The following is a 12252-nucleotide window of genomic DNA, read 5'->3' on the forward strand; positions in this document are numbered from 1 at the left end:
TTGTAAATAATTGATTAACATGATTATAAGAATTAAAATTATAAAAATTTAAATAAACGTTTAAATAAACGATTGTTTAAATTAAACGTTTGTTTAACTTTGCTTCGTCAAATCAAAAGGGAACATGGAAGAGTATAACGAAAAACAGTTATCTATCATCACGGTGGCGGAAAAGCTGTTTGCAGATAAAGGTTTTCATGGCACTTCCGTTAGAGACATAGCCCAGGAAGCAGATGTTAACATTGCCATGATATCCTATTACTTCGGGTCCAAGGATAAGTTGCTGGAAGCTGTTTTCAGACTCAGGATGAATGCTTCCCGCATATTCATCAATGAGCTGGTCCAGAACGATACCATGGCCCCCCTGGAAAAAATATACTCCCTGATCGACAGGTTTATCAATAAAATGCTTAGTGAACAGAATTTCCAGTGCATTATGAGCCGGGAACAACTGAACAAGGAGCAAAGCCCGGTACGGGATCTCATCTGGCAACTGAAGGGCGAAATGCTGGGTTTGATGCGCCCGATCGTTACCAGTGCCCAGGATGCCGGTATCTTTTATAAGGATGTGGATGTGGAAATGCTGATGACAACACTGTTCGGAACCATTCACCAGACCATACCTGCCCAGTACCTGCTACGTACCTATACGGAATACGAGCATATGGACGACCAGGAATTCAAAGAATATTTAAGGCTCAGATTGAGCACTCATTTAAAAAAATTGTTTAAAGCAATCCTAACACATGAATTCTAGAAGCATATACACACGATTATATGCGCTTGCATCCGGAATCGCGCTGATGCTCGTCTTTCAGGCAGCATCCGCTCAAAGCGTAAAACCGCTTTCGTTAAATGAAGCCATATCGCTGAGTATACAAAACAGCAAACAATTGAAGGCAAGCCAGGCCAGGATAGCGGCGGCCAACGCCAACGTAAAAACGGCTAACGAACGTCAGTTACCCGACGCCAGCATCTCCGGCTCCTATCTGCGCCTCACACAACCCAACATCGATCTGAAGCTTGCAAAAGGAAACAGTAGCCCCGGCGCTGCTCCGATGGAAGCACCCAAAGTAAATCAGGCCGCTTACGGTATAGCCAATGTATCTGTACCTGTATTTGCCGGTATGATGATACAAAGCGGTAAGGAAGCTGCCAGATACCTCGCTCAGGCTGCAAAACTGGACGCTGATAAAGACAAAGATGATGTCATCCAGAATACCATCGCCGCCTACAGCAACCTTTATAAAGCAAACCAGGCGGTAATACTGATGCAGGAAAACCTGAAACAGTCTGCCCAACGCGTAAAAGACTTCTCCAACCTGGAAAAGAACGGTCTGCTGGCACGCAACGATCTCTTAAAAGCAGAGCTGCAACAGTCCAATTATGAACTGTCCCTGATGGACGCTCAGAACAGCCTGAAAGTAGCAAACCTCAACATGAACATCATGCTGGGACTGCCCGACAAAACAGAGCTGCAACTAGACACTACCGTCTTTAAAATGGATGATAAACTGGACGCCAGAGGTGTGGAAGAATTTGAACAACTGGCTTATCAGAACCGTAAAGACGCCGGCTCCCTCTCCGCTAAGGAAAAAGCAGCCAACGCTAATGTAAAAGCCACCAAAGGAGAATATTATCCTTCCCTGGCTCTCACCGGTGGTTATATCGCCGCTTATATCCCCAACGTGATAACCATCACCAACGCGGTGACTGCAGGGGTAGGTCTGAAGTATAACATTGCTTCCCTCTGGAAAACAGGTAGCAAGGTAGCCAGCGCCAAAGCCCAGCTCGCTGAACTGGAAGCCAACCAGGCCAGGCTTACAGACGCCATCCACCTCGATGTGGTGCAGTCTTACGAAAACTACCTGCTGAGCCGCAAAAAAATGGATACCTACATTAAGGCAATAGAACAATCAGAAGAGAATTACCGGATCACTAAAAATAAGCATGATAACAATCTGGCCACTACCACCGACCTGCTGGATGCGGATGTGGCTAACCTCCAGTCCCATCTGAACTACGCCTTTGCAAAGGCAGATGCGCTGGTAGCCTACAACAAATTGTTACAGGCATCGGGAGTACTCGATAACAACAAATAACAACAAACCAATAAACTACAAAGCTGTGGAAACGCAAACAAAAGCTACTAATAATATAACCATGCAGGAAAATTCCGCGCCTAAAAAGCGCAGCAAAGGGTTCGTGATCGTTCTGGCCGCTCTGGTACTGGGTGGTGGCGCGTTCGGTATCTCTAAATACATCCATAGTCTGCACCACGAAGAAACAGACAACGCCCAGATCGATGCTAACGTGAGCCCTGTTATTCCAAGAGTATCAGGTTTTGTGAAGGAAGTAAGAGTAAAAGATAACCAACACGTAAAAAAAGGTGATACCCTGGTAGTCCTCGATGACCGTGATCAGGCTATGAAAGTACAACAGGCAGAAAATGCGCTGGGTACCGCCAAAGCCAATCTGGGTGCTGCAGAAGCAACCACCTCCGCTGCCGAAGCCGGTATCAGCACAGCACAGGCCAACGTAGGCACCATCGACGCACAGATCGAAGCTGCCAAAGTAAATATCTGGAGAGCCAATCAGGACTACGAACGTTACAACAACCTGATCAAGGACCACTCTATCACCCAGCAACAGTACGAACAGGCACTGGCTGCCAAACAAACCGCTGAACGTCAGCTCGACGTACTGGTGAAACAGAAAGCTGCGGCCAACCGCCAGACTTCTGTAGTGTCTTCCCAGAGCAGCGCTACCTCCAAGCAAATCAGCCTGGCCAATGCTTCCATCAAACAAAGAGAAACAGATGTGGACGATGCTAAACTGGTACAGTCCTATACTGTGATCACTGCTCCTGAAGATGGCGTTGTATCAAAAATATTTGTACAGCCAGGTCAGTATATCTCCGCTGGTCAGTCTCTTTTCAGTGTAGTAATGGACACCGCTCCATGGGTAGTGGCCAACTTTAAGGAAACACAGCTCGACAAAATGAAGCTCGGACAGAAAGTGACCGTTCATGTAGACGCTTTCCCAGGCACTCCGCTGGAAGCCAAACTGACTTCCTTCTCACCTGCCACCGGTGCTAAATTTGCCCTGCTGCCTCCGGATAACGCTTCCGGTAACTTCGTAAAAGTAGTACAACGTCTTCCTGTAAAAATCGAATTCGATGACCCGAACAATGAGCTGATAAAACGCTTACGCCCGGGCATGAACGTACTGGTAGACGTGCATCTCAACTAATTCATACATGAATGCATCCCGACCAGGGGTTAATAGTTAATCCGCGACATATTAGATATTGAACGGAAACCATTAGCAGAACAATAATCCATCAGACAGGCCCTGAAACCGGCATTAATTATTAATTCCTGGTCGCCCTGCATTCATTCAAAATAAATCGCTGCATGCAACAAGAATCATTGGTAGAATACGGCTCGCGCAGGGTGATCATCACGATCACCGCTATCTTCTGCGCACTGCTGGAAATCGTAGATACCACTATCGTGAATGTGGCATTGAACGACATGCGCGGTAACATGGGCGCCACACTCAGTGAAATCAGTTGGGTGATCACCGCTTACGCTATCGGTAACGTAATCATCGTACCAATGACCAGCTGGCTCTCCGCACAGTTTGGCCGCCGCAATTACTTCGCTGCCTCTATTATCATATTCACCGTTTCATCCTTCCTCTGCGGTAACGCAACGGTCATGTGGGAGCTGATCCTTTTCCGCTTCATACAAGGTATCGGGGGAGGTGCATTGCTGGTAACATCACAGACAATCATTACAGAAAGTTATCCGCCCGAAAAAAGAGGTGTTGCACAGGCCATCTATGGTCTTGGTGTGATCATCGGCCCTACGCTGGGCCCGCCGCTCGGAGGTTATATCACGGATAACTATTCCTGGCCATATATCTTCTATATCAACATCCCTATCGGTGTGATTGCCACACTGCTTACCCTGCAGTTTGTACGTAGCCCGAAATATGCTGCGAAGAAAGCCATCAATGAAATCGACTTCCTCGGCATCCTGCTGCTTGCCGTTACCGTCGGCTGTCTGCAGTTTGTACTGGAACGTGGTCAGGAAGATGACTGGTTTAACGACCCCATCATCACCCTGTTCTCTGTAACCAGCGTTATGGCTTTGTTCTTCTTTATATGGAGAGAACTCACTTACAAAAACCCGATCGTGGAATTGCGGGTACTGAAAAACGGTAACCTGCGGGTAGGTACGATACTATCATTTATCCTCGGTTTTGGTTTGTATGGTTCTACCTTCATCATCCCGCTGTATACACAAAGTACGCTGGGATGGACCGCCACACAGTCTGGTATGCTCATGATTCCGGCCGCACTGACTACCGCTTTCATGATGCCTATCATCGGTAAACTCCTGGAAAAAGGAGTACCGCAACAATACCTGGTGGCATTAGGGATGTTATTGTTCTTCGTCTATAGTTTGTGGGGATATATGATCATCACACCTTCCGATACCGGTAAAGAGGCATTCTTCTGGATGCTGATCGTACGCGGGGTAGGTATGGGTCTGCTCTTTATCCCGATTACCACACTGGCGCTGTCGTCTCTGAAAGGTCAGCAGATCGGCCAGGGCGCTGCCTTCACCGGTATGATGCGTCAGCTGGGAGGTTCCTTCGGCGTGGCCCTGATCACTACCTTCATGGCCCGTCAGAATATGGTACACCGCAACGACCTGGTGGCCAAACTGGATACCAACAACCCCGATGTGATGAACCGCGTAAATGGCATGGCACACAACTTCGCTGCCAAAGGCATGGACGCCGGTACTGCCCTCAAAAGCGGATACAAGGTAATCGACTACAGCATCGCCAAACAAGCAGCTGTAATGTCTTACATGGACGTGTTCCTCTACCTCGGACTCATGTTCCTCATCTGTATCCCCTTCGTATTGATGGTAAGAGCTAAGAAAGCTGCAAAACTCGATCCGTCTGCTATGCACTAACGATCTTGTTTTTCAACATAAAATATTGTTGCAATAACAGTGTAACAGTTGTAGGTTTAGGTAAATAGGCCCCGATATTCATCGGGGCTTTATTTTTTTAGAAAGATGATCAGTGGAAGTTGCGCCGGATACGGCTGAGAGATTGCTGGGTAATACCCAGATAAGAAGCTATATCGCTTAGGGATACACGTAGCGCGATGTCCGGTTGACGGATCAGGAACTTACGATAGCGGGTAGTAGCATCTTCTCCTGCCAGTGCATTACGGGTCTGTATTTTGTCCAGCAGCCCCTGCTGGATGATAGCATTCACAAGATTTCCGAAATAAGGGAGCTTTTTATTTAATTCTTCCAGCGCTTCTTTTCTGAATACAATCACCTCACTGTCGCAGGCGGCAACAATGCCTTCCTGAGCCGGTGTGCTGCTGGTAAAACTTCCCAGTATCGTACAAAACTGATTACGCTTCAGGAAAAAAAGGGTGACGGTGTTTCCCTTATCGCTGGTGTTGATGATCTTAAGTACACCGTCACTGATAAAAAACAATTCCCTGGCCACTTTGCCTTCTTCCAGTAATACAGTCCCTTCTTTTACCTGGCGATAGCTGCAGTGGGTGTTTATCACCTGCTGGTCGGCAGCGCTGATGTTGCCAAAGAGCTGCAGGAAGTCGATGAGGGCCTGGAATATTTTATGTTCCATAGATGAATATCGTAGCGGACTAAGTTAAACAAAATGTGTTTATACCAGCACCGCGCCACCATCTACCACCAGTGTCTGGCCGGTGCCAAACTGTTGTTTCATCAGGTAGAGATAGGATTGAGCGATGTCTGCTGCTTCACCTACCCGTTGTACAGGCAGGCCACTGCCTACACTTTCGTACAACGCAGTCCTTTCTTCTTCACTGAAGCTGTTCCAGAGATTGGTCTTCACTACACCCGGAGATACAATGTTTACCCGCAGTGGTGCCAGTTCTACAGCCATCGCGCGGCAGAATGCATCCATGGCACCACAGATACTGGCGCCCAATGACCAGCCTGCACCGGGGCGGATGCTGGCAATACCACAGGTAAGTGTTACAGAGCCTCCTAGCCGTATATGCGGGGAACCATATTTGACCGCCGCTACAGCACCCCAGTAGCGGATGTTGAAATATTCGCGCGCCCGCTCCAGGTCTGTGTCGGAGAGCCTGCCGATACGGATGTTTTCACCCGCGGTATATACCAGATGGTCGAATGCACCTTCCTGGCCGAAATAAGCTTTGATTTCTTCTTCCTTACTAAGGTCCACCGCATGCCCGGAACAGCCTGCCGGCAATAGTTGTAACGCCTGTGCTATCCGGTGCCGGTTGCTGGAAACAATCACCACCTGCGCACCTTCTGCTGCTGCTGCCTGTGCGGTGGCCAGACCTATGCCGGAAGTCCCACCCAAAATAATAACCCGTTTACCTGCTAATGTATGTGCTGTCATAAATATGATTTCTGACAAAACTACTTAGCGGGCAAACGGGCCTGTTTACCAAATGGTAAAAAAGGAGTAGGTGTTAAAATACCAGATTACCCTGGTGTATCAGTGATTTTATTGGTGAAATACGAGATACCGCTTCTGCAGAACAACTCGCCTCTACCAGTACCAGGTCTGCTTTATCATCTGCCTTGGGCCACTGACGGTTACCTTTATCATCCAGCGGAAGTATGTTGTGGGTAGCTATCTTCAGGCATCTGGAAAGATCAAATTCTGTACTGTATCCATAAAGCTGCGCCACCAGGTTGGCTTTCTGCAGAATGCTGCCTGAACCGAAAGTGCTCCAGTGGTCGATGATACAGTCGTTGCCTGCCTGTACCTCTACACCGTATTTGTAAAGCGTAGGAATAGGCATAATCGTATTACCAAATGGAATGGTACTCATAATGCCGATGCGTGCATTACCCAGCTTTTCAGCCACTTCCTGCAGTTTGCTGTTATCCATTTTCGCCAGCGCAAAACTGTGACTGATATAAGTCTTGCCTTTCAGTACCGGATTTTCATTGACTTTATTGATCAGGTATTCAATGGTTTTGGTGCCGGAATCACCCGCTTCATGCAGATGGATGTCGATGCCCTTGTTATGATCGAGGGCCAGCTGCACTACAAAGTCCATGCTTTTTTCAATGCTGCCGTCGATGGTATATGGGTCCAGACCGCCAATGTAATCGATGTCCATTTTGGCGGCCTCTTTCATCAGTTCGGTGGAAGGCGTATAATACAGGCCATGCTGCGGAAAGGCCACCAGCTCTGCTGTAAAGGAAGCCTTTTTATTTTCCAGTGCCTTCTCCAGATTTTTGAGTGAATTTAAACCGGAAGTAGGCTCAATATTGACGTGACTTCTGGCATAGCCGGTACCTTTGGATTGTAGCAATTCAATGAGTTGTTCGGTACGGGCAGTGGATGTTTTCAGCAGTTCGGGGATCACCTGTTGTTCAAAGGCGATCATGTCTTTTACTGATTTATTTTTTTTGAGATGTGCTTTCCAGGGAAGACCGTAGAAGGTTTTGTCCAGATGGATATGCATATCGCGGAAGGAAGGCAGCATCAGCCAGCCTTTGGCATCAATGGCTTTGGCATTGGGCTGGTTGGGCAATACCGCTTTTATCTTACCATTGCTGATTTCGACGGAGAACAGTTCTGTTTTGGTACCTGTCACTTCACCTTCTTCATATTCGAAGCCTGTTTCCAGCCGAACGTTTCTAAGTGTAAAGGATTTGCCGGGGGCAATAGCGGGTGTGGCTGATGTTTCAGCTGTTGTTGCCCGGGCTGTACTCCCTGTCAGCAGGCTGCTGCCGGCGGCCAGTAGTATGGAGGAATTTTTAATGAAGTCTTTGCGGGATATTGATGACATGGTATTTCGGTTTTAAAACAAAGTTAATCCCCACAAAGTCAGCATTGATGAACGATTTATGCCAGAACTTGTAAAATTTATAACTGTTCCTTAAACTGACGGGGTGAAGCGCCGGTCTGGCTTTTAAAGAAATTCGAAAAGTAGGCCAGATCATTAAAGCCCAGTTCAAAAGCGATCTCTTTGATAGTTTTATCAGAAGCCAGTATCAGCCTTTTGGCTTCCAGCATCACCCGGTTCTGGATCAGAAAGGTAGCAGGCACCTGGAAATGCCGTTTACAAAGGATATTCAGGTAATTAGGGGAGATGTTCAGCTGTTCTGCATAAAAGGCTACCGACTTCTGCTCTTTGTAATTAGCATTGATCAGCGAAAGATATTTTAACAGTACCGGCTTGGTACGGTATACCGTCATATCTTCAAATTTATTTTCCGCTTCCCGGCTTATCAGCTGGGCAATCAGCTGATTTCTCAGATGGATGATCTCCCAGTGCACGGGCTGTTTGTTCAGTTCGTTTTGTATGGATTTAAACTCGTAGAGCAGCTGCCGGAAAACTTCCGGAGCCAGCTCAATCACCGGGTGATGCTGATAAAGCACAGCAGAGAAACGCAGCGAATGGGAGAAGGCTTCAAATGCCGGACGGGAAATCATCAGCTGATATCCGACGGTATTTTTACCGAAAGACCAGCGGTGCACCTGGTCAGGGAACAGCAGATGTATCTGATGAGCTCCCACCTTGTAATCAATGAAGTCGATGGAATGGGTACCGCTACCTTTTTCGATCAGGAGAAAAACGAAGAAATCGTGCTTATGGGGTTTCTCAATATATCTCTCTCCACGGAGCTCATGGTACAGAAAACTACAGTCGTTCTGCACATTATCCTGAAACGCCCTGATCCCGAATATCGGGAAATGCTCTTTTGCACTCATCTGCGTAAAATACAAAAATCCCGGAGCAAAGGCCCCGGGATGTGTTTGCTTGTTGAACTTAATGGGATTTATTTTTTGATGCTGTTAAAAGCTGAGCGCAATTTTGGTAAACAGGCGGGTACCGTTGAAGCCCATCTGGACGGCGTCCCAGGGGCCACCGGTTTCACCGTCGTAAGCCGATAACTTGGCGCCGGGTACATAACCCAGGTCAGGATGCACATTGAAGATATTATCCGCACCGAGGAACCAGGTTATACGGGAGGAGAAGCGGTAGCTGGCGTACAGGTCGGTTACCGCTTTGCCCCTGTAATTAAACTGTTCGGGGACCAGTGTGCCATCTTTGTCCAGTGCTACCATCGGGCTGATACCTGTTCCGGCCAGGTTGGGATCACCAGGGAGGCCGGAGCCTTCTTTGGCAGGGTCACCGGCAAAGCCGTAACCCAGCAGTACGATTTTTCCATAGTAGGTAACGCGAGTGCCTACACTGAGTTTTTTAATACCGTATTCCACATTCAATCCCAGTTTGGCAGGAGGGGCAGAGGCCAGCACAAAGTGTTGTTCCCGCTCGCTGAAAAACTCTCCGCGGTGCAGATAGCTGTCATTCAGTTTGTCCGGCACATTGATCTTATCGATGTTCATATGCTGGATATTACCAGTGAACAATACGCGGAAATGCTGGTCGTTCCATTTTTTGTTATAGTCCACTACCATGTCGAGGCCATAGTTGGTGGTATTGACAGCGTTGGCGAAGAACTGAGCATTATCGATGCGCAGGGTTTTAAGCGCGTTCCTGAAACCGTTGTCCAGCGTGGTATCCCCCTGATTGAACTGCCCTGACAATACGATCCTGTCTTTTACTTTTACAAGATAACCATCAAGGGTGATGGTGAGGTTGGAGATTGGTTTAAGGGAGAAGCCCAGGCTGGCGTTAAAAGATTTTTCCTGCTTCAGTGCCGGGATGCCGGCTGCCTGGGTGATAGCGTTGCTATTGGGGGCTATTTTCACTTCGGTGATACGGCCACCCTGCACGTTGGTAAACTGTGAGCTGTAGTTGATCTGTTGCAGGGAAGGGGCACGGTAGCCGGTACTAACGGAGCCGCGTATATTAAAACCGGGAGCCGCCTTGTAGCGGGCTGCCAGTTTATAGTTACTGGTAAAACCGAAGTCGCTGTAGTTCTCTACCCTGACAGCGCCGCCCAGCAGGAACTTGCGGGTAATATCCCATTCTGCGTCCACAAATCCGGCGATATTGGAGCGGTTGGCTTTCACCACATCGGTAGGGCGGTAGCCCGGGAATCCCTGTGCACCGGTAGCTTGGTTATAGGTAGGGTCGTAGTTGGTGTAGGAAGCTTCTTCTCCTGCGTATATGCGATACTGTTCGTAGCGGTATTCCGCACCCAGGGCTAAGTTGAAGCCTGCGCCTATATGAGGAATGTCTTTGGAGAAGGTGAGGTTGGCAGTATTTTGTGTAAAGGAAAAGCCACCATCATTAAAATGAGTAGGGGTGGCACTTCCCAGGGATGCGTTAAAAGTTTTATCACCAAAGAAGCGGAAATCATTTCTGCCGAAGGTGTTGCTCAGGTCCCATTTCCAGTTGTTGGCGGTGCTGCCTTTAACGCCGGCAGAAAGGGAAACGTCCTGTATATGTGTTTGTATATGTGGGTTGAAAATCGTGTCAGCTGGTCCGCCAGGTGTGGGGATGCTTTTCATGATATCAGGGTAAAAAATAAGGCTGCCGCCCGGGCCCAGCGGGAATCGGTCGGTATGGCCGCTGGCGAGTGGATTGTATCCATGGAGTGTACGCGTATAGGCGTAGGCGTCAGATGCTTTGTAGTTATATCCGCCGAAGGCGTAAACGGTCGTATTGCTGGTGCCAACGGGTATTTCGAGGTTGACCATTCCGCCGCCGGTGGTGACGGAGCCATCGCCATGGGCGCGGCGTCCGGCATTGATGGGCAATCCGTTGGTATTGTTCAGGTTAGTGTCCAGTACCTGCCGGAAGGTTTTGCTGAGGCTGAGGACGTTGGCGGAGAAGTTGATAAAGCCGTTGTGTTTGCCGATAGGCAGGCCATAGTTGGCGCCGATGCTGAAGGTATTGCCATCAATAGCATTGCCGTATTCGTATTGATTGAGTGATTTTTTATAATAGGTATTGTATTTCGGGTCTAAGAAGCCGGCGTAGCCGGTATTAATGGAGAGGTGGTTGACGTCTTTTTTAAGGATGATGTTGATAACACCGGCGATGGCGTCGGAGCCGTATTGTGCGGAAGCGCCGTCGCGGAGTATTTCCACGCGGTCGATGGCCGATTCGGGAATGGAGTTGAGATCGGTGCCGGAGTTGCCCCGGCCGCGGGTACCAAATACGGCTACAAACGCTGTCTGGTGGCGGCGTTTACCGTTGATGAGCACCAGCGTCTGATCAGGACCCAGGCCGCGGAGGGTGGCCAGATCTATCTGGTCGGCGCCGTCGCTGCCACTTTGTTTGTTGTAGTTAAACGAAGGCGCTGCGGCATTGAGCAGGGAGGTCAGCTCCATTTTGGCGCTGGGCAGCCCTGCCTGGTTGATGTTGATGACATCCACCGGTACCGGTGTTTCGGTTTTGGCGCGGCCGCTGCTACGGGTACCTACCAGAACGATCTGTGTCAGTTCGGTGGCGGCTGTAGTCAGCTGTACGTTTACTTCCGTACGTCCGTTGACGTTAGTTTCCTGGGTTTTGAAACCTATAGCGCTGAATTCCAGTATACTACCGGGTGGAACTTCCAGCTGATAGATACCGTCTTTGTTGGTCTGGGTGCCCTTGAGTGCAGCTTTTACCCTTACAGTAATACCTTCCAGCGGTGCGCCGGTGGTGGCGTCTGTAACTTTACCGGTAATCCGTTGATTTTGGCCGATGGCATAGTGCGTGCATAACAGGAGGCACAGGAGTAACAGGTTCTTGAGGATCATACATGGGGCTTTGCTTTAATTTAAGCAAAATTTTCCATATTTCGATTCCTTTTGTTACAGTTTGATACCAGTTTTTTTGTAGATGAAACTCAATAACCACGCTGGGCCTATCAAAAGAAACTGCAGGTCTTTAAAAAAGCTGGGTTTGGCGCCTTCTATTTTATGGCCGATAAACTGTCCTATCCAGGCCAACACAAAAATGATAAGGGATACCAACCATATGGGTGCCCCGGTGGCGGCGATCAGGCGCCATAGCCACAGACAGATAATACCAATGATCGTCATACCTACAGCCAGCGAGGACGACAGACGTGCGTAATAAATGATCAGTAATACCAGGGCAATCTGTGCCACAGTGAGTATGATGCTGGTACCCGGAACCGGTATCCTGATGGCATATAAAAAGCCCACTATACTAAAGAAAATAGCCGGTACACATATCCAGTGAATGAGCTTATTGGTATCGTTGCGATGACTGCTGCCATATTCATCCAGCCATTGATGAATTGTTTTCAT

At 48.4% G+C, this 12252-nt stretch carries 10 protein-coding genes; 4 read left to right on the forward strand and 6 right to left on the reverse strand.

What is annotated here, in order from left to right; all coding sequences use genetic code 11:
• The first annotated feature begins 124 nt into the window (after window positions 1–124).
• From DF182_RS32780 to DF182_RS24230, 4 genes are all read left to right on the forward strand, one after another.
• Window positions 125–757, forward strand: a complete 633-nt coding sequence (locus tag DF182_RS32780; RefSeq protein WP_113618363.1) for a TetR/AcrR family transcriptional regulator — start codon at window positions 125–127, stop codon at window positions 755–757.
• Window positions 747–2102, forward strand: a complete 1356-nt coding sequence (locus DF182_RS24220; RefSeq protein ID WP_113618364.1) for a TolC family protein — start codon at window positions 747–749, stop codon at window positions 2100–2102. The genes DF182_RS32780 and DF182_RS24220 overlap by 11 nt, the downstream gene beginning before the upstream one ends.
• A 25-nt stretch (window positions 2103–2127) precedes the next feature.
• Complete coding sequence (locus DF182_RS24225; RefSeq protein WP_317048439.1) at window positions 2128–3252, forward strand: HlyD family secretion protein; 1125 nt, start codon at window positions 2128–2130, stop codon at window positions 3250–3252.
• A 164-nt stretch (window positions 3253–3416) separates the two neighbouring features.
• Window positions 3417–4994 (forward strand): DHA2 family efflux MFS transporter permease subunit, encoded by a 1578-nt coding sequence (locus DF182_RS24230; protein WP_113618366.1) that lies wholly within the window; start codon window positions 3417–3419, stop codon window positions 4992–4994.
• A 109-nt stretch (window positions 4995–5103) separates the two neighbouring features.
• On the opposite strand, the gene DF182_RS24235 is transcribed toward DF182_RS24230, so the two are convergent.
• The 6 genes from DF182_RS24235 to DF182_RS24260 form a co-directional block, all read right to left on the reverse strand.
• Complete coding sequence (locus DF182_RS24235; RefSeq protein WP_113618367.1) at window positions 5104–5688, reverse strand: Crp/Fnr family transcriptional regulator; 585 nt, start codon at window positions 5686–5688, stop codon at window positions 5104–5106.
• A 39-nt stretch (window positions 5689–5727) separates the two neighbouring features.
• Window positions 5728–6456, reverse strand: coding sequence for an SDR family oxidoreductase (locus tag DF182_RS24240; RefSeq protein WP_113618368.1), 729 nt, complete (start codon window positions 6454–6456; stop codon window positions 5728–5730).
• A 73-nt stretch (window positions 6457–6529) separates the two neighbouring features.
• A complete protein-coding gene (locus tag DF182_RS24245) occupies window positions 6530–7864 on the reverse strand; it encodes an amidohydrolase (RefSeq protein WP_113618369.1) in 1335 nt (444 codons plus the stop codon).
• A gap of 77 nt (window positions 7865–7941) precedes the next feature.
• Complete coding sequence (locus tag DF182_RS24250; RefSeq protein WP_113619709.1) at window positions 7942–8790, reverse strand: helix-turn-helix domain-containing protein; 849 nt, start codon at window positions 8788–8790, stop codon at window positions 7942–7944.
• 84 nt (window positions 8791–8874) lie between these two features.
• Window positions 8875–11736: a TonB-dependent receptor gene (locus DF182_RS24255; protein WP_113618370.1), complete on the reverse strand. Its 2862-nt coding sequence runs from the start codon at window positions 11734–11736 to the stop codon at window positions 8875–8877.
• 54 nt (window positions 11737–11790) lie between these two features.
• On the reverse strand, window positions 11791–12252 hold the full coding sequence (locus tag DF182_RS24260; protein WP_113618371.1) for an Mpo1 family 2-hydroxy fatty acid dioxygenase: 462 nt from the start codon (window positions 12250–12252) through the stop codon (window positions 11791–11793).

The sequence above is a fragment of the Chitinophaga flava genome (genome assembly GCF_003308995.1).
Classification (GTDB): domain Bacteria; phylum Bacteroidota; class Bacteroidia; order Chitinophagales; family Chitinophagaceae; genus Chitinophaga; species Chitinophaga flava.

What these genes read in the sequence shown, in the direction of transcription:
- DF182_RS24255 (WP_113618370.1), bottom strand. Translation starts at nt 11,736, where the DNA reads ATGATCCTCAAGAACCTGTTACTCCTGTGCCTCCTGTTATGCACGCAC.
- DF182_RS24245 (WP_113618369.1), bottom strand. Translation starts at nt 7,864, where the DNA reads ATGTCATCAATATCCCGCAAAGACTTCATTAAAAATTCCTCCATACTA.
- DF182_RS24240 (WP_113618368.1), bottom strand. Translation starts at nt 6,456, where the DNA reads ATGACAGCACATACATTAGCAGGTAAACGGGTTATTATTTTGGGTGGG.
- DF182_RS24220 (WP_113618364.1), top strand. Translation starts at nt 747, where the DNA reads ATGAATTCTAGAAGCATATACACACGATTATATGCGCTTGCATCCGGA.
- DF182_RS24235 (WP_113618367.1), bottom strand. Translation starts at nt 5,688, where the DNA reads ATGGAACATAAAATATTCCAGGCCCTCATCGACTTCCTGCAGCTCTTT.
- DF182_RS24250 (WP_113619709.1), bottom strand. Translation starts at nt 8,790, where the DNA reads ATGAGTGCAAAAGAGCATTTCCCGATATTCGGGATCAGGGCGTTTCAG.
- DF182_RS24260 (WP_113618371.1), bottom strand. Translation starts at nt 12,252, where the DNA reads ATGAAAACAATTCATCAATGGCTGGATGAATATGGCAGCAGTCATCGC.
- DF182_RS32780 (WP_113618363.1), top strand. Translation starts at nt 125, where the DNA reads ATGGAAGAGTATAACGAAAAACAGTTATCTATCATCACGGTGGCGGAA.
- DF182_RS24230 (WP_113618366.1), top strand. Translation starts at nt 3,417, where the DNA reads ATGCAACAAGAATCATTGGTAGAATACGGCTCGCGCAGGGTGATCATC.